The organism is Nocardia sp. IFM 10818 (assembly GCF_054655275.1).
In genome coordinates, this window is the sequence record NZ_BAAHJH010000001.1 from 6,421,292 (window position 1) to 6,447,575 (window position 26,284).

24 protein-coding genes and 1 riboswitch are annotated in these 26,284 nt (G+C 68.8%); of the genes, 16 read left to right on the forward strand and 8 right to left on the reverse strand.

The genetic code is table 11. From position 1 onward, the window contains the following. The first annotated feature begins 71 nt into the window (after nucleotides 1-71). Together ACYQ5L_RS29890 and ACYQ5L_RS29895 are read left to right on the forward strand one after the other, a co-directional pair. Entirely contained in the window at nucleotides 72-698 is a 627-nt protein-coding gene (locus ACYQ5L_RS29890) for a pyridoxamine 5'-phosphate oxidase family protein (protein ID WP_459961567.1), read from the forward strand. Between the two features lie 98 nt (nucleotides 699-796). After that, nucleotides 797-2,041 carry an MFS transporter gene (locus tag ACYQ5L_RS29895; RefSeq protein ID WP_459961568.1) on the forward strand — a complete coding sequence of 415 codons (1,245 nt, stop codon included), beginning with the start codon at nucleotides 797-799 and terminating at the stop codon, nucleotides 2,039-2,041. Here ACYQ5L_RS29895 and ACYQ5L_RS29900 read toward each other — a convergent pair. Then, a complete protein-coding gene (locus ACYQ5L_RS29900; RefSeq protein WP_459961569.1) occupies nucleotides 2,028-3,206 on the reverse strand; it encodes a cytochrome P450 in 1,179 nt (392 codons plus the stop codon). The two genes, ACYQ5L_RS29895 and ACYQ5L_RS29900, sit on opposite strands and share 14 nt — an antisense overlap. Nucleotides 3,207-3,320: 114 nt before the next feature. On the opposite strand from ACYQ5L_RS29900, the gene ACYQ5L_RS29905 reads away from it, so the two are divergent. After that, nucleotides 3,321-4,133, forward strand: coding sequence for an SAM-dependent methyltransferase (locus tag ACYQ5L_RS29905; RefSeq protein ID WP_459961570.1), 813 nt, complete (start codon nucleotides 3,321-3,323; stop codon nucleotides 4,131-4,133). A 27-nt stretch (nucleotides 4,134-4,160) separates the two neighbouring features. Here ACYQ5L_RS29905 and ACYQ5L_RS29910 read toward each other — a convergent pair whose 3' ends face one another. Beyond that, nucleotides 4,161-5,189, reverse strand: coding sequence for a polyprenyl synthetase family protein (locus ACYQ5L_RS29910; protein WP_459963582.1), 1,029 nt, complete (start codon nucleotides 5,187-5,189; stop codon nucleotides 4,161-4,163). Beyond that, nucleotides 5,074-5,733, reverse strand: coding sequence for a terpene synthase family protein (locus tag ACYQ5L_RS29915; protein ID WP_459961571.1), 660 nt, complete (start codon nucleotides 5,731-5,733; stop codon nucleotides 5,074-5,076). The genes ACYQ5L_RS29910 and ACYQ5L_RS29915 overlap by 116 nt, the downstream gene beginning before the upstream one ends. 174 nt (nucleotides 5,734-5,907) lie before the next feature. Here ACYQ5L_RS29915 and ACYQ5L_RS29920 point away from each other — a divergent pair, with 174 nt between their 5' ends. Further along, nucleotides 5,908-7,116, forward strand: a complete 1,209-nt coding sequence (locus tag ACYQ5L_RS29920; RefSeq protein ID WP_459961572.1) for a UDP-N-acetylglucosamine--N-acetylmuramyl-(pentapeptide) pyrophosphoryl-undecaprenol N-acetylglucosamine transferase — start codon at nucleotides 5,908-5,910, stop codon at nucleotides 7,114-7,116. A gap of 48 nt (nucleotides 7,117-7,164) precedes the next feature. Here the strand turns inward: ACYQ5L_RS29920 and ACYQ5L_RS29925 are convergent, their stop codons facing one another. Then, nucleotides 7,165-7,686, reverse strand: coding sequence for a PaaI family thioesterase (locus ACYQ5L_RS29925; RefSeq protein ID WP_459961573.1), 522 nt, complete (start codon nucleotides 7,684-7,686; stop codon nucleotides 7,165-7,167). Nucleotides 7,687-7,741: 55 nt separating this feature from the next. Between ACYQ5L_RS29925 and ACYQ5L_RS29930 the strand changes: the two genes are divergently transcribed. Both ACYQ5L_RS29930 and ACYQ5L_RS29935 read left to right on the forward strand, forming a co-directional pair. Next, the gene (locus tag ACYQ5L_RS29930; RefSeq protein ID WP_459961574.1) at nucleotides 7,742-8,191 is read left to right on the forward strand and encodes a winged helix-turn-helix transcriptional regulator; all 450 of its coding nucleotides are present in this window, start codon (nucleotides 7,742-7,744) and stop codon (nucleotides 8,189-8,191) included. Between the two features lie 109 nt (nucleotides 8,192-8,300). Beyond that, nucleotides 8,301-8,651, forward strand: a complete 351-nt coding sequence (locus tag ACYQ5L_RS29935) for a ribosomal subunit interface protein (protein WP_459961575.1) — start codon at nucleotides 8,301-8,303, stop codon at nucleotides 8,649-8,651. Nucleotides 8,652-8,892: 241 nt separating this feature from the next. Here the strand turns inward: ACYQ5L_RS29935 and ACYQ5L_RS29940 are convergent, their stop codons facing one another. Both ACYQ5L_RS29940 and ACYQ5L_RS29945 read right to left on the reverse strand, forming a co-directional pair. After that, nucleotides 8,893-9,999 (reverse strand): esterase-like activity of phytase family protein, encoded by a 1,107-nt coding sequence (locus ACYQ5L_RS29940; RefSeq protein WP_459961576.1) that lies wholly within the window; start codon nucleotides 9,997-9,999, stop codon nucleotides 8,893-8,895. A 122-nt stretch (nucleotides 10,000-10,121) separates the two neighbouring features. Then, nucleotides 10,122-10,982, reverse strand: coding sequence for a helix-turn-helix transcriptional regulator (locus ACYQ5L_RS29945; RefSeq protein WP_459961577.1), 861 nt, complete (start codon nucleotides 10,980-10,982; stop codon nucleotides 10,122-10,124). A 55-nt stretch (nucleotides 10,983-11,037) separates the two neighbouring features. Between ACYQ5L_RS29945 and ACYQ5L_RS29950 the strand changes: the two genes are divergently transcribed. From ACYQ5L_RS29950 to ACYQ5L_RS29980, 7 genes are all read left to right on the forward strand, one after another. After that, nucleotides 11,038-12,693, forward strand: a complete 1,656-nt coding sequence (locus tag ACYQ5L_RS29950; RefSeq protein ID WP_459961578.1) for an AMP-binding protein — start codon at nucleotides 11,038-11,040, stop codon at nucleotides 12,691-12,693. After that, nucleotides 12,690-14,396, forward strand: coding sequence for an AMP-binding protein (locus ACYQ5L_RS29955; RefSeq protein ID WP_459961579.1), 1,707 nt, complete (start codon nucleotides 12,690-12,692; stop codon nucleotides 14,394-14,396). The genes ACYQ5L_RS29950 and ACYQ5L_RS29955 overlap by 4 nt, the downstream gene beginning before the upstream one ends. A gap of 36 nt (nucleotides 14,397-14,432) precedes the next feature. After that, nucleotides 14,433-14,624, forward strand: coding sequence for a hypothetical protein (locus ACYQ5L_RS29960; RefSeq protein WP_459961580.1), 192 nt, complete (start codon nucleotides 14,433-14,435; stop codon nucleotides 14,622-14,624). 226 nt (nucleotides 14,625-14,850) lie between these two features. After that, nucleotides 14,851-15,516: a hypothetical protein gene (locus ACYQ5L_RS29965; RefSeq protein WP_459961581.1), complete on the forward strand. Its 666-nt coding sequence runs from the start codon at nucleotides 14,851-14,853 to the stop codon at nucleotides 15,514-15,516. 58 nt (nucleotides 15,517-15,574) lie between these two features. Then, a riboswitch (M-box (ykoK) riboswitch) is annotated at nucleotides 15,575-15,745 on the forward strand. Nucleotides 15,746-16,091: 346 nt separating this feature from the next. Then, complete coding sequence (locus ACYQ5L_RS29970) at nucleotides 16,092-16,826, forward strand: DUF8020 domain-containing protein (protein WP_459961582.1); 735 nt, start codon at nucleotides 16,092-16,094, stop codon at nucleotides 16,824-16,826. A gap of 40 nt (nucleotides 16,827-16,866) precedes the next feature. Beyond that, nucleotides 16,867-18,624: an ABC transporter permease gene (locus ACYQ5L_RS29975; protein WP_459961583.1), complete on the forward strand. Its 1,758-nt coding sequence runs from the start codon at nucleotides 16,867-16,869 to the stop codon at nucleotides 18,622-18,624. Between the two features lie 39 nt (nucleotides 18,625-18,663). Next, complete coding sequence (locus tag ACYQ5L_RS29980) at nucleotides 18,664-19,947, forward strand: ABC transporter ATP-binding protein (RefSeq protein WP_459961584.1); 1,284 nt, start codon at nucleotides 18,664-18,666, stop codon at nucleotides 19,945-19,947. 13 nt (nucleotides 19,948-19,960) lie between these two features. Here ACYQ5L_RS29980 and ACYQ5L_RS29985 read toward each other — a convergent pair whose 3' ends face one another. Next, nucleotides 19,961-20,977 (reverse strand): polysaccharide deacetylase family protein, encoded by a 1,017-nt coding sequence (locus ACYQ5L_RS29985; protein WP_459961585.1) that lies wholly within the window; start codon nucleotides 20,975-20,977, stop codon nucleotides 19,961-19,963. A 123-nt stretch (nucleotides 20,978-21,100) separates the two neighbouring features. Between ACYQ5L_RS29985 and ACYQ5L_RS29990 the strand changes: the two genes are divergently transcribed. The 3 genes from ACYQ5L_RS29990 to ACYQ5L_RS30000 all read left to right on the forward strand — a co-directional run bounded on the left by ACYQ5L_RS29990 (nucleotide 21,101) and on the right by ACYQ5L_RS30000 (nucleotide 24,729). Further along, a complete protein-coding gene (locus tag ACYQ5L_RS29990; RefSeq protein WP_459961586.1) occupies nucleotides 21,101-22,432 on the forward strand; it encodes a putative glycoside hydrolase in 1,332 nt (443 codons plus the stop codon). Nucleotides 22,433-22,579: 147 nt separating this feature from the next. Beyond that, on the forward strand, nucleotides 22,580-23,902 hold the full coding sequence (locus tag ACYQ5L_RS29995; RefSeq protein WP_459961587.1) for a S1 family peptidase: 1,323 nt from the start codon (nucleotides 22,580-22,582) through the stop codon (nucleotides 23,900-23,902). Nucleotides 23,903-23,979: 77 nt separating this feature from the next. Then, entirely contained in the window at nucleotides 23,980-24,729 is a 750-nt protein-coding gene (locus tag ACYQ5L_RS30000; RefSeq protein WP_459961588.1) for a glutamine amidotransferase, read from the forward strand. Here ACYQ5L_RS30000 and ACYQ5L_RS30005 read toward each other — a convergent pair. Continuing rightward, the gene (locus tag ACYQ5L_RS30005; protein ID WP_459961589.1) at nucleotides 24,707-26,248 is read right to left on the reverse strand and encodes an MFS transporter; all 1,542 of its coding nucleotides are present in this window, start codon (nucleotides 26,246-26,248) and stop codon (nucleotides 24,707-24,709) included. The two genes, ACYQ5L_RS30000 and ACYQ5L_RS30005, sit on opposite strands and share 23 nt — an antisense overlap. Nucleotides 26,249-26,284: the final 36 nt, after the last annotated feature.

Consider the following 26,284-nt stretch of genomic DNA (forward strand, 5'->3'; position numbering starts at 1 on the left):
TATTAATAGAAGGTTAGAACGATGCACTCGGAGGCGAGCATGACCGATATGCACCAGCGAAAGCCGTTGAAATGACGGGCCATTACGCGCAGATCGCCTTCACCGACACGGTCCGCGAACATCAGCGCACCCACGGCAGCCTGCGCAGCTACGAGCGCATGGCGGCGGTGCCCGCGGTCGCGGACCGGCTGACCCAGGACGAAGCGTGGTTCATCGCCGAGCGCGACAGCTTCTACCTGGCGACGGTGAGCGAGACCGGATGGCCCTATATCCAGCATCGCGGCGGGCCGCGCGGCTTCTTGAAGGTGCTCGATGCGCACACCCTCGGATTCGCCGATTTTCGCGGCAACCGGCAGTACATCAGCCGCGGCAATCTCGACCACGACAATCGGGTAGCGCTGTTCCTCATGGACTACGCGGCCCGCACCCGGCTGAAGATCATGGGGCGGGCCCGGATCGTGGAGGCCGGTGACGATCGCGAGCTCATCGCGGCCCTGAGCACCGCGGATTACAAGGCCCATGTCGAGCGCGCGGTGTTGATCGAGGTCGAAGCCTTCGACTGGAACTGCAGCCAGCACATTCCGGAGCTGTATCCGCGCGAGGAGGTCCTCGAGGCCGTCCAGGGCATGCGCGAGCGGATCGAGGAGCTCGAGCGCGAGAACGCCGGGCTGCGCCGGATGCACGCCGGCGACGACTGATCGATTCCGGCCCTTCACCAGGACGGCCCGGCCCAGCGCCGGGCCGCCGTCTTCGTCATGTCTTCGAAACCTCTTGATTCAGCAGGGAGTTGATCACGATGCGCCAGGAGCGGATCGCCTGGGCGGGACTGGCGGCAATGACCGTGTCCTTCGGCCTGAATTTCACAATGGGCGTCTTCTTCGCGCCCACGGCAGCGTCCTACGGCGTGAGCGCCTCGGCCCTGGCCGTCGCCGCCGCACTCGGCACCACCGTCACCGGCCTGGCGCAGCATCCCGTCGGCCGGCTGCTCGACAGCATCGGCCCCAAGCGGGTGCTGCTCGGCGGGCTGACGCTGATCTCATCCAGCTACCTTGTACTGTCAGCGGTCACCCGCACCTGGGAATTCATCGCCGCGTACATGCTGCTCGGCGGGCTCGGCTTCGCGGCGTCGTCCACGCTCGCGGTCACCACCCTGCTCGCCCGGTCCTACCGCGACCAAGCCGGTCCGGCGCTCGCCCGCGCGGCGCTCGGAATCAATCTGGGACAACTGATCACGCCGTGGGCCGCCACCGCGCTGTTCGAACCCATCGGCATCCGCGGCGCCTACGCACTGCTCGGCGGAATCGGGTTGACCGCCACGGCACTGCTGTGGCTGGCACTGCCACGAGACCCGCGTGCCGCGGTCGTCACCGATCGCGGAGAATCACTGAGCGGTCGATGGAAGATGCTGACCTCCTTCGGATTACACGCCGCCACCCTCTACGTCGTGATCCTGATGCTGCCCAAACACGCGGCGGAGAACGGCTGGACGGTCGCCGCCGCCGGCCGCCTGGTGGCGCTGGCCGCGCTCGCGGCGGGACTCACCTCGATCCTGATGTCCCGGCTGCTGCGCACCCATCGCCCCGAAAACCTGCTGCGCACACTGTATCTCGTGCGGATGCTGGCCCTGATCCTGATGGTCTTCGTCCCCGGACCCGCCGTCCTCATCCCGGTGGCCGTACTGTTCGGCGTCGCGTCCTTCCCGGTCATCCCGCTGACCATGGCCATCCTCTCGCGCGGCCTCGACCCGGCCAGGATGGGCCGGACCCTGGCCCCCGCCTGGATCATCCACCAGCTCGCCGCCGCATCCGGCCTGGCGATCGCGGGCCTGATTCACGCTCGAACCGACAGCTACCGAGGCTATTTCGCGCTCGCCTTGCTGTTCACCCTGGCCGCGCTGGCACTGCTGACCGCGACGGACGCAGCGCCCGGCGCATATCGGCCCGGGACGCGAAGGAGTCCGGGCGCCGAAGATTCGACGCCCGGACTCGTGGTCGAGCTCCGATCGAATTCCCGCGACAGCGCCGGACTCAGCGCAGGGTGACCGTGGTGGGCAGGCTCGCGAAGCCGCGATTGTTGGAGGCGTGGATGCGCACGAGTCCGTCGCCGTCGACGTCGTAGTCGGAGATGGCGGACACGATCTCGCCCAGTGCGATCCGCAGTTCCAGCAGTCCCAGGTTCGAGCCGAGGCAGTGGTGGCGGCCGCTGCCGAAGACCAGGGACGCGCCGGTATCGCGATCCAGGTCGAAGGTGTCCGGGTCGGGGAAGACCTCCGGGTCGCGGTTGGCCGAGCCGGTCAGCAGCAGTATGCGCGCATTCGCCGGGATGGTGACGCCGTGCAGTTCCACGGCCTCGGTGGTGGTGCGCAGCTGCGTCTGTGTCGACGGATCCCAGCGCATCGCCTCGGCGATCCAGTCGTCGATGCGGCCGTCCAGCGCTTGGCGGCGGGCGTCCGGATGCAGCCAGCCCGCGTGCCAGATATTGCCGAGGCTGAGCATGGCGGCCTCGATGCCCGCGCCGACCAGCAGGATGATCACGCCGACGATCTCCTCGGGCGTCAGCCGGTCCTCGCCGTCGGCCGCTCCGAGCAAGCCGGACAGCAGATCGTCCTGCGGCCGCTGCGCGCGTTCGATGGTCAGTTCGGTGTAGTACCCGACCAGTGCGCCGATGGCGGCCATGGCCTCGGGCCGCAGATCGGTGGACTCCTCCTCGGTGTACATGATCTCCATGCCGAGCTTGCGAATCATGTCGCGATCGGCGGCGGGGACCCCGACCAGCTCGGATATCACCTCGGTGGGGAAGGGTCCGGCGAAATCGGCCATGAGGTCGAAGCTGCCGCGCGCCAGCAGCGGCTCCAGCAGTCCCCGGGCGATCTCGCGTAGTCGTGGCGCGAGCGACTGCACCCGATGCGCGGTGAAGGCGCGCGTGACGAGGCCGCGCAGCCGGGTGTGCTTGGGCGGATCCATGGCGACGAAGGAGAAGAAGCGCTCGGCCTGCGGCCCCCAGAAGGCGGGTTCCATCCGGAAGCCGTTCACGCTGGAGTATTTCTCGGAGTCCCGCATCGCCGCCCGCACATCCGCGTGCCGCGACAGCGCCCAGAAATCGTCGGTCTCGTTGCGGTAGACCGGGGCCTCGTTTCGCAACCTGGCATAGTACGGATACGGATCGGCATGGACTTCGAAGTCGTACGGGCTATAGCGCAACTGCATGACAAGCCTTCCGGGGCGGGGCCTCGAGGACGGGATCCGGCAGCGGCCCCCCGCTACCGGTTCGCAACTGGTGCTGACATGATGAAACAGTAGTCGAGATGGATTGGGGGCGTTGTGGACTCGGATTCAGCAGCAGCGCGGATAGACACCACCAAACCGCATCCGGCGCGGCGCTACGACTATTGGCTGGGTGGCAAGGACTACTTTCCGGCCGATCGGGAATCAGCCGACGCGGTGGCGGAGGCATTTCCCACCGTGCGCCTGGCCGCGGTGGAGAATCGCAATTTCCTGCGGCGGGTGACGGGCTATCTGGCCCGGGAGGCGGGCATCCGGCAATTCCTGGATATCGGCACCGGGCTGCCCACGGCCGGCAATGTGCACGAGATCGCCCAGGAGATCGCGCCGGAATCGCGGATCGTCTATGTGGACAACGACCCGATCGTGCTGCTGCACGCGCGTGAGCTCCTGGACAGCGCACCGCAGGGCGCGACCACCTACCTCGACGCCGATCTGCACGATCCGCAGCGCATCCTCACCCACCCGGATCTGCTGGCCACCCTCGACCTCACCGAGCCGGTCGCGCTCATGCTGGTCGCGGTCATGCATTTCATTACCGATGATCAGCAGCCGTACGAGATCGTGCGCACACTGTGCGACGCGCTGCCGTCGGGAAGCTATCTGGTCATGTCGCACGCCACCAACGACTATCTCGAGGAAGAGGACCTGGAGAAGACCGACGAGGCCAATCAGCGCAGCGGCGTACCGTTCCGGCTGCGCTCCGGCGCCGAGTTCGCCAAATTCTTCGCCGGGTTCGAATTCGTGCCGCCGGGCATTACGGCGGTGACGGAGTGGCGGCCCGAGGAATGGCGGGCCCATCCCCGAGCCGCCGCGGTCTCCATGCTCGGCGCGGTCGCGCATATTCCCTGAGCGGCGGTCGCGCGCATGTCGTGCGCGTCAGTGATCGCGGTGCAGGACGCAGTCGGCCAGCTCCATCAGGTCGTGCGCGCCGCGATAGCCCGCGATGCACGCCTTGGCGGCGCGCACGTGCCGCACGGATTCGGCGCGCGCCCAATCCCTTCCGCCCGCCCGGGCGATGAGGTCGGCGGCGTGCTCGACGGCCGCCGCATCGAGAGGCGCGCCGGAGCAATACAGCTCGGCGAATTCGCGCCCGGCGACCGTCGGCGATTCCAGCGCCGCCACCACCGGCAGACTCCGCTTGTGCCGCAGCAGATCGCTGCCCACCGGTTTGCCGGTGCGGGCCGGATCGCCCCAGATGCCCATGAGATCGTCCACCAGCTGGAAGGCGACGCCGAGTTCGCGGCCGAAGCGTTCCATCGCCTCGACCATGTCCGCCGGAGCCGCCGCCGCGAGCGCGCCGAGCGCGCAGGCGCACCCGAGCAGCGCACTTCCTTTGTGGCGCAGGGTGCGCAGGCAGTCCTGGAGGCCGACCTCCGCGCTGGTCTCGCAATCGCAGTCGTGATGCTGACCCAGGCACAGCTCGATGACGGCGTCCTCCAGCCGCGCGATACCGGACAGCGCCGCGACCGGCGCGGCCGAGAGGGTCCAGACGGCCAGGCCGTGCAGGGCGTCCCCCGCCAGGATGGCATCGTCGACGCCCCACACCCGCCACACCGTCGGGCGGCCGCGCCGCATGGTGTCGCCGTCCATGACATCGTCGTGGATGAGCGTGAAATTGTGCACCAGCTCGACCGCCACGGCGGCATGCAGCACGGCCTCCGGCGGGCAGCCCGCGGCCCGGGCTGCGGCCAGCACCAGCGCGGGCCGCAGCCCCTTCCCGGATTCGGCGGGCACGGCTATGCCATTGGCGTCCCACCAGCCCAGGTGGTAACCGGCCATGAGCGCCAGCTCATCGGGCAAGGTCTCGACCGCCGCGCGGAGCAGCGGCCGGGTCAGCTGCTGCGCCCGGGCCAGGATCTGCTCGCCCCGCGGCGCCGATAGTCGCACGCTCCCATGGTGATTCACCCCTTCCCACGGCATGCCGAATGCGGGCTCGGCCGCTGCCGACGAACTCATGGCCAACCTCCAGTGACTCGCGGACTCCGGTGACTTCGGACGCTCGATGGCCAGTCGATGCGACTCCCCGCCGCGATCGAATGCCCGCCGCGGTGGCGAGCGCGCCGCCGAGAGGTCCGTGCGGTATGCCGAGCTTCGGCTTCGAATACCATTCCCGCAGTGGGGATTCGGGGTGGCTGCCGGTCGTGGCGGATAGTCCCGTGCGCACCAGGTGATCGAACTGGCGCAGCCGCTCATCGGCCAGATCGGCGACCATATTCTCCAGCTGCCGAATCACACTGGAGTCGGCGATATCCCGGATCTCCGCCACGCCCGGCGTCGCCAGCGCCGAGACGTTCTCCGGCACCCATTCCCACGCTTCGATCATTCCGGTGAACGCCGTGCGAAGTCGTCGCAGCGAATCGCCATCCGCCGTCTCCGCGGTCGCGCGCCACAGGTCCGCCAGTCCGGCTTCGAGCGGCTGCATGGATGCCCTCTCGCTGGAGACGTGCAATTCGCGTGGCGTACAACAACGTGATCAGCGTCACACCAATGGTAAAGGCCCATTGGCCGATAGCCAACACCTCGCAATCGCCTACGACCGACCGGTACCTTCGGCGCCACCTCTCCGGACCGCCGCACGCTAGCCTGGGGCTCGACATTCGCACCTACCGCAGGAGGCCCACCCATGACCGGTCCCGACCTCGATCGCGCCGCGATCCTGAAGCGCGTCGCCGCACGCGGCCAGGTCCGCGTCATCGTCGCGGGCGGCGGCACCGGCGGGCACACCTACCCGGCCGTGGCGGCCGTGCGGGCGCTGCGCGATCTGGTCGACGAGGCCGGTGCGACGGCCGACGTGCTGTGGGTCGGCACGCCCGACAGCCTGGAGCAGCGGGTGGCCGCGGAGAACGAGGTCGCCTTCAGCGGCATCAAGGCCGGCAAGCTGCGCCGCGACCGCAATCCGCTCAAGATGCTCAATGCCGCCAATGCCAAAGACGCGCTGCGCGTTCCGATGAGCGTGGTCGAGGCGCAGGGCCTGGTCCGCCGGTTCCGCCCCGATGCCGTGCTGTGCACCGGCGGGTACGTCTGCGCACCCATCGGCATGGCCGCGGCGCTGCGCCGCCGTCCGCTGGTCATCCACGAACAGACCACCGGGCTCGGCAAGGCCAATCAGCTGCTGGCGCGCATGGCGACCCGGATCGCCCTCAGCGCCGCCGCCTCCCTGGACATGCTGCCCGCCAAGCTGCGCGCCCGCGCCACCGTGACGGGCAACCCGATCCGGCCCGCACTCACCACCGGCGACCCGAAAGCGGCTGTCCCGGCGCTGGATTGGCCCGGCTACTCGCCCGACCTCCCCTTGGTCTACGTCACCGGCGGGGCCCAGGGCGCGGTCCAGATCAACGAGCTCGTCGGCGAACTCCTGCCGGAACTGCTGACCGTGGCCAATGTGATTCACCAGTGCGGCCGCAACAACTACGACAAGGTCAGCCAGGCCGCGGCCGGACTCCCCGCGGAGCTGCGCGCCCGCTACCTCGTCCGCGACTTCCTCGGCAGCGAGCTGCCCGACGTGCTGGCGCTCACCGATATCGTCGTATCCCGTTCCGGCGCGGGCACTCTCGCCGAACTCACCACACTCGGCAAGCCCTCGGTCCTCATCCCCTACCCGCATTCGGTCGGCGGCGAACAGGCCCGCAATGCCCGCATCCTCGCCGACGAGGGCGGCGCCCGCGCCCTGGTCGACGGGGACGCCACCGTCGCCAACCTGCGCACCGCCCTGTTCGAGCTGCTCACCGATCCGGCCGCACGCCAAGCGGTTTCGGAAGCCGCGCTGGCCATGGGCCACCCGCACGCGGCGGAGGAGCTCGCACTCAACGTCCTCGATCTGGCGGCGCGCTGACCGCGCACCGAATCGCGCCCCGCTCCGCCATCCCGGCGTGGGCTGCGTTCAGCCGCCGATGATCAGGCAGGTGCTGGTGGCGGTGGCCAGCAGCACCCCGTCGGCATCGCGAATATCGCCTTCGGCGAAGGCGACTCGCTTGCCGGGCTTGGTGACCCAGCCGTGGGCGAACAGTTCACCCGTGCTCGCGTGGATGGGGCGCAGGTAGTTGATTTTGATCTCGATCGAGGTGTAGCCGACGCCCGCGGGCAGGGTGGTCTGCACGGCGCAGCCGGTGACGGAATCCAGCAGGGTGCAGGCGGTTCCGCCGTGCACGGTGCCGATGGGGTTGTACATGGATTCGTCGGGGGTGCAGGCGAAGACGATATCGCCGCGGTCGACGCTGACGGGTCGCATGCCGAACAGGCCGGCGATGGGCGCGCCCGGAATCGCGCCTTCCATCATGCCGGTGAGGTACTCCAGGCCGGTGAGCCCGCCGGCCAGCGCCTCCAGCCCGGCCTTGGGGTCGTACCAGGTCACGGTCTTGCTGCGGGGCTCGCCCCAGGCGGCGGGCGCTTCGAAGGTCGTCATGGCGATCACCATAACCCACTGAGTTCATATTGTGAATCCAGATAGAATGGTCCGCATGGCACGGAACTGTTCGGTGGCGGCCACGCTCGCGGTGGTCGGGGAGCAATGGGCGCTGCTCGCCCTGCGCGAAGTGTTCCTGGGCGTGCGCCGGTTCGACGCGATACAGGAGGCGACGGGCGCGCCGCGGGCGGTGCTGGTCAAGCGTTTGAAGAGCCTGGTCGAGGCGGGAGTGCTGGAGCGGCGCGACTACCGCGAGCCCGGGGCGCGGACCCGGCAGGAGTACCGGCTCACCGAGGCGGGCCGTGAGCTACAGCCCGTGCTGACCGCGCTCATGCAGTGGGGCGACAAGCACCTGGCCGGACCGGCGGGTCCGCCACTGGCCGTCACGCATTCCGAGTGCGGGGCTCCGGTGCGCGCCACTCTGTGCTGCGCGAACGGACATCAGCTCGCCGATACCGGTCGCGAACTCACCGCGACCCCTAATCAACGCGTCCGGTCGGGTTGACGGTTCCCACCTCGACGGTGACATTTCCGACCAGCGGGCGTTCCGGATCGGAGGTAGTGTCGGTGGTGTCAGCAAAATCTCGGCTATTCCGAGAGATTGGAGATGTGCCATGCAAATCCAGGTCTTCGCCGACAAGCACATCGGCGGCGGCGCGGCACTCATCGAGCAGGCCCAGGACGCCATCGGATCCATCCTCGACCGCTTCACCGACCAGCTCACCCGCGTCGAAGCCCACATCACCGATGTGAACGGGCACAAGAGCGGTTCCGAGGACAAGAAGTGCACCCTCGAAGCGCGCATCAAGGGCCAGCCCCCGGTCGCGACCAACCACAAGGCTCCCACCGCCGAGGAGGCCTATCTCGGGGCCGCGGAGAGCATGGCGCATCTACTCGACAGCCGCTTCGGGCGGCTGCACCACACCAAGGGCGGGGAATCCATCCGCTACCTGCACGCCGACTAACCCTCCACCAAGGTAGCGAAGGTGGGTTTCAGGGGCCGCGCCCCTGAAACCCCCGCGGGATGTGTGGGCTCAGGGCTGCGCCCTTGAACCACCCTGTGAGGCACAGAGGTTGGGCCCTGGAACCATAGGCGTGCGGCGAGCCCGAGGGCTTCGCCGTCGAAATGACAGCGTTGGAGTACGCCCGCTCTACGCCACGACCACGGCGGCCTTCTGCACGAGCTGACCGGCGGCGCGCCGCGGATCAGAGGCCGCCGACCGCCAGCAGGTGGAAGGTGGTGCGACCGGCGCGGCCGAAGTTGTTGTCCGCCACGACGATCAGTGAGCGCGAACCGTCCGCCAGGGTCGGCCCCCAGGTCATGCCCTCCACACACTGCGGGTCTATGCCCGCGGCGCGGAAGTCGAAGAGCAGGCGCTTGGTCATGGGGACGGCATCGGCCGGAGCCGAGTCCTGCCCGGTGACCGCGGTGGCTCCGGCGGTCGAGGATTCGAAGAGCCGCGCGGTGAATCCCAGCACCGGGACCACGCTGCGCTCGAGGGTGAGATAGCGGTCGCCGCCGAGGGCGAGAATCTCGGAAACGCCCGTGGTGGAGGGAATCTCACCGAGGCCGACCCGGCTCACCGGGTAGAGGTACTCGGCGAGCTCCTGCCCGCTGCCCCGCTGGAGCTGGACCAGGCGCGCGCGGCTCTCGGCCTCCATGGACGCCGCCGGACCGTCCTGGACGAGGGCGTTCTCGCTCACCGCGACCACGGTCGAGCCGTCACCGGCCAGGTCCATGCTCTCGAACCCGAGGTTGTCGCGGATACCCGAAACCTGTTGTCGGGCAGCGTCGGCGGCAGGGGTGAAAGCATCCGGGACCGGAACTTCCCGGACGAAGGAGCCGTCCAGCGTCGCCTCGCGAATGAACCCGGGCTGCCCGCTCTCGGCCTCGCCTTCGCTGGTGTAGACGAACCCCTGGTGATCCGGCGTCCACCGGATCGACTCCGGATCCAGCGTCCGCGCCGCGTACGGTGCGCCGTCCCGGTCGAGAAGCTCGATGAGACCACGGAATTCGGGCACCCCGAGCTTCCCGTCCTCACGCACCGGAATATTCAGCGTGTACGCCCGCGCCGGGCCTTCCTCACCGCGGTTGTCGCTGATGGCGAGATAGGCGTCCCCGCCGGCCCAATAGTCGATGCCCGACAGCCCGCCCACCCGATGCCCGCCGAAGGTGAGATCGTCGGCGAAGGTGATCTGATCCAGATGCCGGACCTTCGGCGCCTCGCCCGCCACGCTCTCCTCGGCCTGCGCCGTGCCGCCCGCACCCAGAATCGCCGCCAGCGCCACCGCCGTGACACGGAGAGTACGCATCGGTCCAGGACCGCCTTTCCCGCTTCGGACAACCGGACCCGGCACGACACCGGGCCCCGATGTTCCTATCAGGTCGGCGCGAATCCTTCATCTCGAACCGGTCAGCGCACATCTCGGCCAGGTCAGGGCAGCAACCCCAACCGGCGCGCACGGACCACGGCCTCGTGGCGGGTGTGCGCACCCAGTTTGGTCATGGCGCTGCGCAGATAGCTCTTCACCGTCTCCGCCCGCAGCGAAAGCCGCAGCGCCGCCTCCACATTGGTGCAGCCGAGGGCGATCTGGGCGAGCACGTCGAGCTCGCGCGGGGCCAGTTTCACCGGCTCGTCGGCGTCGATCACCCCGGACACCACGCGCGCCAATTTGTCCGACACCTCACGCAGTTTGGCGCGGGCGGTGGCATCGGAGATGCCCTGGGTGATGCCGCGCAGTTCGGCGTGCAGATCCCGGAGCTGTTCGGCCACAATCGCATCCGCGGCCACGGCGGTATCGCGGGCCTGGTGCAGGCGCAGCCGCCGGTCCACCTCGTCACGGATAGCCAGCTCGATGCTCAGCCGCCGACCGGCCTGCACCATCTCCTCGGCGATGCGATCCCCGATGGGTCCGCACTCGCGATTGGCGGCATAGAGCACCGCCCGCGCCTCGCCGCCGACCACCACCGGCACGGCCACCACCGCGCGCAGGCCCTCCCCCAGCACGGGTCCGTCATAGTGATGTGTAATCGTCGACGCCGAGCGATAGTCGGCCACGGAGGTGGGCCTGCGGTCGGCCACCACCATGCCGCCGAGCCCGGAACGCGGCGCGACCGCCAGGCCGCGCATCCCGTTGGTGCGGGTGCCGACGAACTCGCTGAGCACCAATGTGCCCTGGTGAACCTGCCCGCCGAAGACCACGGGCACGCGGGCGATGGCGGCGATGTGCCGTAGCTCCGCCCGCAGCGCGTCGGCATCGCGCGGTCGCAACAGGCCGTCGGAGGGCGGGATCATCGAGTACCCCTTTCCGGGGGTGGCTACGGGCGAGTGTGACGTGGATCCTATCGAAGTGAGCACAAGCACGGGCCGGCTCGGGTCGGCGAGCTATACCTACGGGGTCTGGGGCGCACCGCTGCTCGGGGACACCATCGGCGCCAATCTGGATCGCACCGCGGCCGCGCACCCGGACCGCGAGGCCTTGATCGACTACACCTCCGGGGTGCGCTGGACCTATCGCGAGTTCGTGGCGGAGGTGGACGCGCTGGCCCGAGGTTTGCTGGCGGCCGGGCTGGGTAAAGGTGATCGGGTGGGGGTATGGGCGCCGAACTGTCCGCAATGGACTCTGACGCAGTACGCGACCGCGAAGATCGGCGCCATCCTGGTGAACATCAATCCGGCCTATCGCGCGCACGAACTGCGGTACGTACTGCAGCAGGCCGGAATTCGCGCGCTCATCGCCGCGCCGGAGTTCAAGGGCTCCGACTACGCGGCCATGATCGGGGCGGTGCGCCCGGAATGCCCGGAACTCGAGCAGGTGGTGCTGCTCGACAGCACCGAGTGGCGGCAGCTGTTCGAAACCGGCCGGGTGGCCGATCCGGCAGCGCTGGCCCAGGCCCAGGCGAGCCTGTCGCCCGACGATCCGATCAATATCCAGTACACCTCGGGCACCACGGGTTTCCCCAAGGGCGCGACGCTGTCGCACCACAACATTCTCAACAACGGCTACTTCGTGGGCGAGCTGTGCGGATATACCGAGCAGGATCGCATCTGCATTCCGGTGCCGTTCTATCACTGCTTCGGCATGGTGATGGGCAATCTGGCCGCCACCAGTCACGGCGCCGCCATGGTGATCCCGGCGCCGTCCTTCGACCCGCGGGCGACCCTGGAAGCCGTTGCCGCGGAACGTTGCACCTCGCTGTACGGGGTGCCGACCATGTTCATCGCCGAACTGGCCGACCCGGAGTTCGATACCTTCGATCTGTCCGCACTGCGCACCGGGATCATGGCCGGATCGCCGTGCCCGGTGGAGGTGATGAAGCAGGTCATCGAGCGCATGGGCATGCGCGAGGTGAGCATCTGCTACGGCATGACCGAAACCGCGCCGGTGTCCACGCAGACCCGCGCCGACGACACCCTGGTGCAGCGCACCGCCACCGTGGGCCGGGCCGGGCCGCACATCGAGATCAAGATCGTCGACCCGGTGACCGGCCTGACCGTGCCGCGCGGCGAACCCGGCGAACTGTGCACACGCGGCTACTCGGTCATGCTCGGCTATTGGAACGATCCCGAGAAGACCGCGGAGGCAATCGATTCCGCCCGCTGGATGCACACCGGCGACCTGGCCACCATGGATGGGGACGGGTATGTCGCGATTACCGGCCGCATCAAGGACATGGTCATCCGCGGCGGCGAGAACATCTACCCGCGCGAGATCGAGGAATTCCTCTACACCCACCCCGATATCCTGGACGCCCAGGTCATCGGCGTGCCCGACGCCAAGTACGGCGAGGAGCTCATGGCCTGGATCCGCATGCGCGAGGGCGCGGACGCACTGACCGCCGAGACCCTGCGCGAGTTCTGCCTCGGCAAGCTGGCGCACTTCAAGATTCCCCGCTACGTCCACGTCGTCGACGAGTTCCCGATGACGGTGACCGGCAAGATCCGCAAGGTCGAGATGCGCGAGGTCAGCGCGCGCCTGCTCGGCCTATCCGAGGAGGACGCGTGACCGCACCCGACAACACCGCCGCCTACCGGGCGGCTCGCGACGGCCTACTAGCCGTCGGCGCCGACTACGACGCGGCGCTACGCACGTTCGAATGGCCGCGGTTGACCGGCGTATTCAACTGGGCCACCGACTGGTTCGACGCCATCGCGCGCGGCAACGACCGCCCGGCGCTGTGGATCGTCGAGGAGGACGGCAGCGAAGTGCGCATCAGCTTCGACTCCATGGCGCAGCGCTCCGATCAGGTCGCCACCTGGCTGGCCGGGCTGGGCGTGGCCAAAGGCGACCGGGTGATGCTCATGCTCGGCAATCAGGTCGAGTTGTGGGAGGCCATGCTGGCGGTGGCCAAACTCGGCGCGGTCATCATGCCGACCACCGCGGCGCTCGGCCCCGACGATCTCACCGACCGGATCGTGCGCGGCGGTGCGGGTTTCGTGATCGCCAATACCGCCGACACCGCCAAATTCGACCGTGTGCCGGGCGACTACACCCGAATCGTGGTGGGCGAGCGGGTATCCGGCTGGCATTCCTACGCCGAGGCCGCCATGACCATGTCGGCGGGGCCGTACTCGGCGATCACCACCGTCGAGGACCCGCTGCTGGTGTATTTCACCTCCGGCACCACGAGCAAGCCCAAGATGGTGCAGCATTCCCAGATCAGCTATCCGGTCGGGCACCTGTCGACCATGTACTGGATCGGGGTTCGCCCAGGCGATGTGCACCTGGCCATCAGCGCGCCGGGCTGGGCCAAGCACGCCTGGTCGTGCTTCTTCGCACCCTGGCTGGCCGAGGCCACCATCTTCGTCTACAACTACGCCCGATTCGATGCCGCCGCCCTGCTGGAACAGCTGCGCCGCGCCCAGGTGAACACCTTCTGCGCCCCGCCGACCGTGTGGCGCATGCTGATTCAGGCCGATCTCGGGGAGCGGCCCGCCGGGCTGCGCGAAATCCTGGGCGCCGGTGAGCCACTCAATCCCGATGTCATCACGCAGGTGGAGAAAGCCTGGGGTCTCACCATCCGTGATGGGTTCGGTCAGACGGAAACCACACTGCAAGTTGGGAATACACCGGGGCAACCGATCAAGCCCGGTTCGATGGGCCGACCGGCGCCCGGCGTTCCGGTAGTGCTCGTGGACCCCATTACGGGTAAGATCAGCGACGAAGGGGAGATCTGTCTCGACCTTTCCGCCACACCAGTGAACCTGATGACCGGCTATCTCGGCGACCCGGAACGCAATGCCGCCGTCCTGGCCGATGGCTACTACCACACCGGCGACGTGGCTTCCCGCGACGACGACGGCTACATCACCTATATCGGCCGCACCGACGACGTCTTCAAATCCTCGGATTACAAGGTGTCACCGTTCGAATTGGAATCCGTCCTCATCGAACATCCGGCCGTGGTGGAAGCCGCCGTGGTCCCGCAGCCGGACGACACCCGCTTGGCCGTGCCCAAGGCGTATGTCGCCCTGGCCGCCGGCTGGGAGCCCACCGCCGAAACTGCCCGCAGCATCCTCGAATACGCGCGCGATCACCTGGCCCCCTATCTGCGGGTGCGACGCGTCGAATTCGCGGAGCTGCCGAAAACCATCTCCGGGAAGATCCGCCGCGTCGATCTGCGCCAGCGTGAGGCCCAGGCGCACGCGGACGGCAACCTTATTCCAACCGAGTACCGCTATGAGGATGTTCTGACCGAGAAGCACTGATCCATATCCCTATCCGGACGACCGATTGGAGCCTTGGTGTCCCACACCGTGGAAACCGCGACCGCTTACGTCATCGCCGCCCTGGAAGAGAAGGGCACCGCCACGCGCGAAGACTTCGACGTGAGCGGGATCGTCACCGCGACCCGCAATATCGCCGAGACGTGGGATTTCCACTCGGTCGACCGGAGGAGGTTCTGGAATATCGCGGCCACATTCATGCGGGCGTAACCGGACACGCCCGGGCGAACACCACGCGCACAATGGATTTCGGACCTGCGCGAAGCGCCGAAACACCAGGTCGGACGGCGCTACACTGGGGTCCTGCCCAGCTGAGCGCGCTCTTCGGCTCGTCCCGTGGCAGCTCACCGGAGAGGGCGTGCGATGTCTACGGTTACCCGTCGGAGCGACCGTCGCACCGCACGCCCGGGCCCGAGTTGACGACCGGGGGGCGGGGATGCGGGTGCCGCCGTTCACCGATCGCACCGAGGCGGGCCGGCAGTTGGCCGGGCTGCTCACGGCCTTTCGCGGCCCTGACGTGGTGCTGCTCGCACTCCCCGGCGGTGGGGTGCGGGTCGCCTCCGCCATTGCCGCCGAACTGCACGTAGTGCTCGATGTCATGCTGATCCGCGCCCTCGCCGTGGCCCGCCGGCCCGATCTGGTCTACGGAATTCTCGGCGAGGACTCCGCCCGCATCGTCGATACGGCGGTGCTGGCGGGCGGCGGCCTCGGCGCGCCGGAACGCACGTATGCCGAAGCGGCGCAGGCGCTGCGCCTGCGCCGCGAGGCCTCCGCCTACCGCGGCAATCAGCCGCGGGTGGCGCTGGCCGATCGCACCGTCGTCCTGGTCGACGACTGCCTCACCGACACCACCGCGCTGCGCGACGCGTGCCGAATGGCGCGGGTACAGGGGGCGATTCGCATTGTGGTGGCCGTCCCGGCGGGCAGTTACCAGGATTTACACGCGCTCACCGCCTACGCCGACAAGGTGGTCTGCCCGCACGCCACCACCCAGCCGCCGGCGGCCGCGGGGTGCTATCGGCACGACATCGAAACCGGCGCCGCCGATATCGCCGCGCTGCTGAGCGCGAATACGCTGCCGTGGCTGCCGGATCCGCGGTGAAAGTCGTCACGTCGCCGAATACGAATTGACTTTCTCCCGAGCCGTCTCTACGTTGAGTTGTGCACCTCGATAGGCGAGGCTCCTGTACGAACACAGGCCACTGATCTGACGACGTCGAGAGACGCCCAAGGTTAGGACAGATAGCTCCGGATTAAGGGGTTATCCAAAGTGGCTTTCCCATTGCGGAACACGTCGTGCAGTGCCGAAGCTCTGACGAGAGGGGTGTCCGCCCGAATACGGTTCCACCGGGCCTTCTCCCCCTTGTGCGCCGACGTATCGCGTATCCGTAGTGAGGAGGTCGGGGCAGCCGTATGACGCCCGCTGATAGTCCGGAATCGCCGGACCGGCCCCACCCCTCCGGCGCGGGCCGATAAACACCACACCATAATTCACCGACATTTCGACAGCGCCGCGCGCTGCCGGAATTCGCGCCTGCGAAATTCACGCTGAATACCGGATTTCGCCGATCACCGCTGCCGTCCGCACGACCGTGCGCCGACGGTAATCGAGTCTGCCCGAACACAGCCCTGCCCGGAAAACAGCCATGGGCAGCAGTATGCAGAGGGACGAACCCCATGAGAATTCGCACCATTATCGTGACCACCGCGGTGACCATCGCGGCCGTACTCGGCACCCAGGCCGCCAGCCTGGCCCAACCTCCGCGGTCGCCGCAGCCCGCCACCGCCGTCGAGAACGGCCGAGTCAGCGGCGAGGCCCGCATCGTCGACCGAAAGGTCGTGCTGCGCACCGATATCGGCAGCCTGCGCAGCACCGGCGACCAATTGCAGATCGTCGGCCCGGACGACGTCGTGGTCGGCGTCATCCCATTGACCATCGCGCGAGGGGACACCGCGTATCCCATCGACGCCCATATCGACGGCACCACCGCCACCTTGACTCCGCGCCTGGACCGGGGCCGGGCCGTCACCGACGCGGAGCGGCACGAGATGGCCGCGGCGCAGGCCATTGCCGCGGACAGTCCGGAGGACCGGTTCAACACCGCCATGGGCAATGTGAACAACGAGCTCACCGTGGCGCTGGCGGTGGGCACCCTGCTCGGGGCGATCGTCGGCGCACCCCTCGGCTGTGTGGTGCTCGGCCTGCTCGGCCTCACCGCCGCCGGCTTCCCGAGCGCCTTCACCCTGGCGCTGCCCGGCGCCGTCGTCGGCTGTCTCACCGGCGCGGCGACCGGGGCCGGTATGGGCGTGGTCGTGTTCAACCTGCTGATCGGCGTGCCCGCGCTGATCGCCTCGGCCGTGCACTTCTACAACGTCATGACCGCGCCGCCCGCCGTCGCGGCGAACGACTGACCAAGGGCGGCAACGCCTCCCACCGAGGGGAGAACTCACCATGACTGCCGAACTGGCAATTCCGAACCACCCCGGGACCGCCCCGGACCGCATCCGGGCGCGCGGGCGGCTGCGCCCGGCGGACTATCTGCTGATCGCGGCCGGCGTCGCGCTGACCATCCTGGTGCTGCGCCTGTTCCGCGATATGTCGGTGCCCTGGACTCCGGGCGCCGGCTCCGACACCGTCTCCACCGATCCGCGCGAATTGCCCTACTACGCGGCGCGCACCACGCTGCGCATGTTCCTGGGCCTGATCGCCTCGATCGTGTTCACCCTGATCGTCGGCCAGTGGGCGGCGCGGTCGCGGCGGGCGGAGAAGGTGCTGATTCCCATGCTCGACGTGCTGCAGTCGGTGCCGGTGCTGGCGCTGGTGTCGATCACGGTGACCGCCTTCGTCGCCATGTTCCCGGGCTCCTTCCTGGGGGCGGAGGCGGCGTGCGTGTTCGCGATCTTCACCGCCATGGCGTGGAACATGACCTTCGCCTACTACCAGGCGCTGCGTAATATGCCGCGCGAGCTCGACGAGGTGACCCGCATGATGCGGCTGACCCGATGGCAGCGGCTGGCGCGGCTCGAGGTGCCGACGGCCATGGTCCCGATGATCTGGAACGGCATGATGAGCTTCGGCGGCGCCTGGTTCATGCTGGCCTCCTCCGAGGTGATCAGCGTGGCCGGCAATGACGAGGCGCTGCCCGGTATGGGCAGCTTCATCGCCGCGGCGACGGCCGAGGCGGCGGTGGGCGATCTGCTGCTGGGCGCGGCGGTCATGGTCGCCACCATCGTGCTGGTCAACGTGCTGTTCTGGCGGCCGCTCACGGCCTGGTCGGAGCGGTTCCGGGTGGAGCACACCGAAAGCGCCTCCGCGCCCAGGAGTCTGGTGCTCGATCTGCTGCGGCGCACCACCGTGCCCGCGCGGATCGGACGGCGGCTGCGACCGGCGGCCGACGGGATCGACCGTGCCATGCGGGTTTTCGGGCGCAGCACCAAATCCGCTTATGACCGGGCCGATTCGAGCCTCGCCGGTGACGTGCTCTTCTTCGGGGTGCTGTTCGCCGCGATCGGCTGGGGCATCTGGACGCTGGCCACCTACTTCGAAAGGACGGTCGGGCTGGCGGAATTCGGGCCGACGGCGCTCATGGGCCTGGCCAGTCTCAGCCGGGTGATCGTGCTGCTGGTTGTTTCTACCCTCGTCTGGGTTCCGGTCGGCGTGTGGATCGGCATGAACCCGCGTATCTGCCGGTTCGCGCAGCCGGTGGTGCAGGTGCTGGCCAGCTTCCCGGCGCAGTTCCTGTACATCTTCGTCATCGCCGCGCTGACCTACACCGGGATCTCGCTGAATATCGGCGGCACCGTGCTCATGGCGCTGGGCGCGCAGTGGTACGTGCTGTTCAATGTGATCGCGGCGGCCGGGCAGATCCCCACCGATCTGCGCGAGGCCATGGACGATCTGGGCGTGCGCGGTGTGCAGCGCTGGAAGTCGCTGATCCTGCCTGCCATCGCGCCCGGCTATGTGGTCGGCGCCATCACCGCCTTCGGCGGCGCGTGGAACGCGACCCTGGTCGGCGAGGTCGTCGACTCCGGGAGCACCCATCTCGAGGCCTTCGGGCTGGGCGCGTACATCACCAATGCCACCGCCGACAACGACTTCGCGAAGGTGCTGCTCGGCACCGTGGTCATGAGCATCGTGACCGCGACCATCAACCGCCTGATCTGGCGGCGGCTGCAGCTCACGGCGGAGAAGCGCTTCGCCCTGCTCTAGGCCCCCGTTCCCTTCCCGCACTCCGATAGGAGGACCGACATGACCACTCCCGTCATCACCGTCGACCGCGTCACCAAGAACTTCACCAACCCCTCCGGCGCGCAGCTGCCGGTGCTCTCCAATGTCTCCCTCGAGCTGCGCGACGGCGAAATCGTCGCGCTGCTGGGCAAATCCGGCTCCGGCAAGTCCACCCTGCTGCGGATCATCGCGGGCCTGGTGCGGCCCTCGGCGGGCGTGGCGCGCTACCGCGACAGCGAGATCAGCGCACCGAACGACGGCACCGCCATGGTGTTCCAGACCTTCGCGCTGCTGCCGTGGCTGACCGTGCAGCAGAATGTCGAGCTCGGGCTGCGCGCCCTGGGCGTGCCCGAACCCGAGCGCACCCAGCGCACCATGGCCGCCATCGACATGATCGGCCTGGACGGTTTCGAGAACGCTTATCCCAAGGAGCTTTCCGGCGGTATGCGCCAGCGTGTGGGCTTCGCCCGCGCCCTGGTGGTGCAGCCGGAGGTGCTGCTCATGGACGAGCCGTTCTCGGCGCTGGACGTGCTGACGGCGGAGAACCTGCGCGGTGAGCTCATCCGGCTCTGGGCGCAGAGCGACTTCCCCACCAGGACCGTGCTGATGGTCACCCACAATATCGAGGAGGCGGTGCAGCTGGCGGATCGAATCCTGGTGCTGGACACCAATCCCGGCCGTATCAAGGGCGAGATCCGCGTCCCCCTGGAGCATCCGCGCGACACCCGCGGCCGGCACTTCCTCAATATCGTCGATCAGGCCTACCGCATGCTCACCGATACCGCCTTCGACGGCGACCGTTCGATCGCGCCCACCCCGGCCACCCGCCCGCTGCCCGATGCCAGCGTGGACGGCATGGGCGGCATGCTGGACCTGGTGGCCGCCGACGGCGGCCGCGCCGATCTGCCCAAGCTGGCCGGCGATCTGCGCTTCGAGCTCGACGATCTGATGCCGCTGGTGGATGCCGCCACCCTGCTCGGCCTGGCCGTGACCACCGACGCCGATCTCGAGCTCACCCTCGACGGACGCAATTTCGCCGAGGCCGACATCGACACCGCCAAAGGAATTTTCGCCCGCCTGGCCCGCACCAACGCGCCCTTGGTCGCGGCCATCGACCACGCCCTGTCCAGCGCGCCCAACCATCGTCTGCACGACGGCTTCTTCCTCGACCTGCTGCGCCGCGGCTTCACCGAGGACGCGGCCCGCCGCCAGCTCCGCATTGCCGTCGACTGGGGCCGCTATGCCGAGCTCTACGAATACGATGCGGGCGAGCATCTGCTCACCCGGGACCCGCTCGCGGCGTGACCGGATGCGGCGGTCAGTAGGCCCGGGCCTGCGCCGCCCAGCGGGGAGCGAGGTCGCCGGTCAGGTGCTGGGGGAAGGAGATTCGCAGCGGGTCGCCGTCGGAGGTGTAGCGGTCGGCGGGATTCGCGGCCAGCCGGTCCAGCCAATAGGCCGAATCGAACGGCACGGTGTCGTGGCCGGACCGGATGCGGGGCACACCGGCCGGATCCACCGGACCGTACGGTGCGGGAGCCGGATTCGAGCCGACCAGCATGACCGCGTCGAAGGCGTAGGAGGCGCCGTCCCAGCTCCCGGCGGTGGCCAGGGCACGATCGCGGGGCTGAATGCCGAGCGGTAATGCCATGGTGCGCACCGTGATTCCCGGGGCGGCGGCGGTGATGGCGCGGATGTTCTCGACCAGTTCTCGCTGCACGCCGTCGGCGTCCAAGCCCGCGAGGTTGGCGTGGTTGGCGGTGTGCGCGCCGATTTCGTGTCCCTGCGCGACCAGCCAGGGCAGGGCGCGCGGGTCGCCGCCGAAGGGTTCGTTGTTGATGTAGAAGGTGGCCGTGGGGTTGAAATCTGGGTAGCGGGCGGCGAATTCGGCGAGGATGCCCGCGGCGCAGTTCGGGTCGACGGCTCCGGTGTCGGTGAAGGCGAGCTGGCTGCGGGTGGAGTCGTCGAAGGTGAGGACGACCGGATGGGCGCCGGCGGGCAGGTCGATCCGGCCGGAGATGTACTGGCCGGCGGTCACCGGGCGGTAACCCTCGCGGTAGAGCCGCTCCAGCTCGTCGCGGAACTCCTCGGGGGTCTGGTCGTACTCGCCCGCCGGGCGCGGCGAGAGCTGGTGGTACATGAGCACCGGCACGAGACCCAGTTCATTGGCGGCGATCTCGGCCGGATCGGGCGGCGGCTGTGCCGATTCCGTTGCCGTTCCGGGTGCCGCCGTCGGCCGCGCCGGAACCGTTTCGTTGCCTGCCCCGCACGCGGTGAGCCCGCCGAGCAACAGCACTACCGAGACCAACCGCACGACGGTGACCGAACCCCGCACCATCAAGGGAACGTTACGCGGCAACAACGGTTTTCAGTTGATCTTCGAAAAACCGGGAGTCCGCAGCGGAACTGCGGGATAGTGGCCCTGACACATACCTGGTGGAAGTTGGTGTACGCGTTGCTTATGCGGCTCCGGTCGGCCAATCGGCAGCGATTGGCGATCATCGCGTTCGGTGCTGTCCTCACCGTCCTGGTGGTTTCACTGGTCGCCGGTTTCGCACTGGGCAGACCGTCCAGTCCCCCACCCGCCGATACCACCCCACCGGGACTGCAGGTGAGCGCGCCCGAGGCCGTGACCTCGTATCGCGGCCCGGTTGTGTTGCGCGGCACCGCAACCGACGCCGCCCGGGTGTCGATCGGCACGGTGACGGTGACGCCCGGTCCCGACGGAGCCTTCGAGATCGCCGCGCCGTGGGCGCCCACCCTGGAGGTGGTCGCGGCGGATGCGGCGGGCAATCAGAGCAGCCGCACCATTGCCCCGACCGTCACGCTGCCGCGCCTGCGCGCCGTGCACGTGACCGCGCACGCCTGGTCGCACGAGGGGCTGCGGGAAGCCGTGCTCGACCTGGCGCGCGAGGGCCGGATCGACACCGTGCAGCTCGATATCAAGGACGAGGACGGCGTCGTCGGCTACGACTCGCAGGTGCCGCTCGCCCGCGAATCCGGCGCCGCCGCAGGCATCTATGACGCGCCCGCGGCACTGCGGCAGCTGCACGACATGGGTTTGCAGGTGGTCGGCCGCATCGTCGCATTCCGCGATCCGACCATTGCCGCGTGGGCCTGGCACAATGGGCGGCCCGACTGGGTGCTGCAGAACCCGTCGGGTCAGCCGTATTCCAGCCATTACGGGCCCATCGCCTTCTCCAACTTCGCGAATCCCGAAGTCCGCCAGTACAACATCGACCTGGCGGTGGAGGCCGCGCGGCTCGGTTTCGACGGCGTCATGTACGACTACATCCGCCGCCCGGACGGCAGCCTGTCGAGCATGGTCTTCGCCGGCCTCACCGAATCTCCCGCCGTCGCCATCGCGAATTTCCTGGCGCAGAGCCGTGATCCGGTGCACCGGGCCGGTGCGCACCTGAGCGCCGCGGTCTACGGCATCGCCGCCACCCGGCCGGACGAGATCGCCCAGGACATTCCGCTCATGGCCCGCAATGTGGACTTCGTCGCGCCCATGCTCTACCCGTCGCACTGGAACTCCGGCGAGTACGGCGTGGCGCATCCCAACGGCCAGCCCTACGACATCATCTTCCGCTCGCTGCAGGACTTCCACGCTCGCACCGCGGGCACCGGCGCGAAAGTCGTTCCGTGGCTGCAGGATTTCAGCCTCGGCGTGAGCTACGGCGATGCCGAGGTCCGGGCCCAGATCGATGCCACCCGCGATGCGGGCATCGACAGCTTCTTCCTCTGGAATGCCGCCACGCGGTATCACGGCGGCGGCATCGACCTGCCGTGACAGCGGCGGCGCCGATCCCCGGACGCAGCGCGCAGAGGGACGAGCAATCCCGGGTAAAGCGATATTTCGGGCATACAGTGAAGGCGGTCGTCAAGATCGGATCGGGCGAGAGGCAGATCGATGGGCTGTCCCACCACTGTTCGCCGCATGATCATCGGCGCGTGCGCACTGCTCGTGGCCGCCGGCACGGCTATGCCGGTCGCCGGGGCGCAACCACCGCGCGGCACGCTGCCGGCCGCCCTCATCGCCGCGATCGAGCGCGATCTGCGCATCGACTCCGGTGAGTACTTGCGGCGGGCCGCCATCGCCCATCGGCTCGCCGAGTTCGAGACGAGAGCACAGCGGGACTTCGCGGCGGTGTGGGCGGGCGCGCGACTCGACGACCAGGGGCGGCCGATCGTCGCCCTCACCGCGGGCGCCGAGGAGGGCGCGGCGCGCCGGGCGGCGCTCGCGGCCGGGTTCGGCACGACACAGGTCATGCACAGCGCGCAGACGCTGCGCGCACGCCGGCTCGACGTGGAGCGCTGGTATGCCGCGCAGCAGCCCGAGATCGCGGGCAGCCTGGTCGCCTCGGCCATCGATGTGGAGCGCAATACCGTCGCGATCTATACCACCGGCCGGCCGATGCTGCCCGAGACGCTCGGACCGGCGCTGGTCTCGGCGGGCCTCGCGGCGCCCATCGGACCGGCCGTGTCGGGGCCCGCGCGGGCCGCGGACATCGCCGGACACGCCCCCGGGCGGGAGTTCCACGGCGGGCACGAGTACGGCGTCGAGTTCGGCGACCGGAATGCCTTGTGCTCGCTCGGCTTCCACGCCACGACGGCCGCCGGCGACACCCTCACTATCAGTGCGGGACACTGCGATCCGAACAATATCGCGCGGCCGGAAGCGCGGACGGGCGAGCGGCGGCAGATCTTCGAGACCCTCGGCGACGAACGCGGCGAGGCGATGGGCCATTTCGTCAAGGCGGTCATGGGTCCGCGCGATTACTCGATCATCGGGATCAATGAGCGGTACCGGGCCGGATTCCAGAACAACCTGGTGTCCACGGAGCTGCGCGAACTGCCGACCGAAACCCCGGTCACGGCGGCGGTCGCGGTGTTCACCACGGTCGCGCCCCAACCGCTGCCCGTCGACGGCGTCGCCATGCCGGTCGTCGGGGCGCCGGTCTGCAAGGCGGGACGGACCACCGGATTCACCTGCGGAACCATTCTCGAGATCGATCGCACCCTGTACGCGGGCGGCCTGCCCGGACGGCCGCTGGACCGGGTGCGGCTGGAAGGCATGTTCGCCGCCAGTATCTGCACCATCAGCGGCGACAGCGGCGGCGCCGGCATTACCGGGACCAGGGCGCTGGGCATTGTGAGCACGGGCAGCCACAACTACTGCACCCCGGAGAACGTCAGCAACTTCCAGCCCGTGCACACCGTGCTGAGCGAGAATCCCGAGGTGCGGATCCGCGTGCATTGATGGCCGGTGTGCGCCACCGACGCGCCCAATGAGCGAATACCCGACTGCCGGGACCGCCGATCTTCCACAATCTGAACATGCCCAAGCCCTGCCTGCTGCTGCAGCTGCGACCCGAGGCCGCCGCGGCGGACGACGAGTACCAGGCCATCCTGCGCGCGGGCGGGCTCGCGGTGAGCGAGGTGGCGCGGGTGCAGATGGATCAGGGGTATCCGGATCTCGACCTCGACGACTATTCGGCGGTCATCGTGGGCGGCGGGCCCAGCAATGTGAGCAGTCCCGAGGCGAAGAAGTACGACTATCAGCGGGAGTTCGAGCCCAAGCTGAAGAAGCTGGTCACCGAGGTGGTGGAACGCGACTTCCCCTATCTGGGCGCCTGCTACGGCCTGGGGATACTCGCGGATGTGCTGGGCGGGCAGGTGGGCACCGGGCGGTACAGCGAGACCGCGGGGGCGACGACCATCGAGCTGACCGAGCAGGGGCGGGCGGATCCGCTGGTGCACGGGATCGAACCGGCTTTCCGGGCCTTCGTGGGGCACAAGGAATCCTGTCAGCAGGTGCCGCCCGGGGCCGTCCTGCTGGCCGGATCGGCGGGTTGCCCGGTTCAGATGGTCCGGGTCGGCGCCAATGTGTACGCCACCCAGTTCCATCCGGAGCTCGACGGCGCGGGGCTCGCGCTGCGCATCGAGATCTACCGCCACGCGGGCTATTTCGATCCCGGCGAGGCGGACTATCTCACCGAACTCGGGCATCGCGAGACGATCACCGAGCCCATGCGGATCCTGCGCAGATTCGCCGCCCGGTACATCAACGGGGGCGACGCGCCGTAGCTCGGCGGCGCGGGCGGCCCGGGGCCCACACCGCGATCGCCACCGCAGCTGCCAGCATCAGCATGCCCAGGACTGTGCCCGCTTGCTGAAAGCCCTGCAGGAAAGCGGTTTTGGCGAAGTCGATCAGCGGCTGAGCCGGTGGTCCGGCGCGGTCGGCCACCTGAAGGGCGGCGGCGAGCGAATCGCCCACCGGGCCGCGCGCGGCCTCGGGCAGCCGGGGCAGGGCGGGCGCGATGTGATGGGAGTACCCGGCGGCCAGCACGCTGCCGGCAATGGCTATGCCCAGGGCCGCGCCGATTTCGCGGGCGGCGTCGTTCACGGCGGCGGCGACACCGTGTTTGGCCACGGGGGTCCCGGCGACAATCGCGGCCGTGGCGGGGGCGCTGCACAGGCCCATCCCCGTGCTCATGATCAACAGAGAACCGAGTACGTCGAGATAGCCGCTGGAGAGATCCAATCGGGCAATGGCCAGCAGGCCGCCGCCGACCAGGGTCAGGCCGGTGAAGGTCACCGCGCGCAGGCCGAAACGATCGACCAGGCGATGGGTGAACAGTGAAACCGCCACCAGGGGAACGATCATCGGGCCCATGGCCAGCGAGGCGAGCAGCGGTGAATAGCCGAGGATCAGTTGCAGGAACTGGACCAGCAGCATGAACAATCCGAAGGACACCAGGAACTGCATGGTCAATGACACTGTGCCGCTGCCGAATCCGCGGTCGCGGAACAGGCGGACATCCAGCAGCGGGTGGGTCTTGCGCACTTCGATCAAAACGAAGACCGCGGCCGCGGCGACACCGCCGCAGAGCGTGCCGAGCACCAGCGGATCCAGCCAGCCCCGCGCGGGCGCCTCGATCGCGGCGACGACCACCAGGCCGACGGCCATGGCCACCGTCGAGGAACCCCACAGATCCAGCGGAGGTCGTTCGGCCGCAACCGACTCGGAGACGGTGCAGCTCGCCGCCAGCAGCAGCGCGCCGACGACGGTCATACCGATGAAGATCGATTGCCAAGGCAGCCACTGCAACAGCAGCCCGGAGCCGATGATCCCCAGCGCGCCACCGGATCCCGCCACACCCGCCCACACGCCCACCGCCTGGCCCCGGCGTTCTTCGGGAAAGCCGGCGGTGAGCAGCGACAGGGTCGACGGCATGACGAACGCGGCGCCCACACCAGCGACCGCTCGCGCGGCGATCAGGCCGATCGGGCCGTCGAACAGCAGTGGCGCGGCCGAGCCGAGGGTGAACACCGCCATCCCGGCTATGAGCACCACCCGCCGTCCCCATCGATCGCCCAGCGCGCCCGCCGGCAGGACCAGACAGGCCAGCGCGAGGGTGTAGCCGTCGACGACCCAGGTCAATTGCTGCTGGGTGACACCGGTTTCGGCGGCGATGCCGGGTAGTGCGGAATACAGTGCGGCCATGGCCGCGACCACCAGCGCCACCGACAAGCCGGATACCGCCAGCATCCAGCGGTGCGCCCGCGAGAGTCGTGGCGCGGCGCTCTGCCCGGTGGACACCATCGGGACCTCCCCGACAAACAGTACTAACAGTATCGC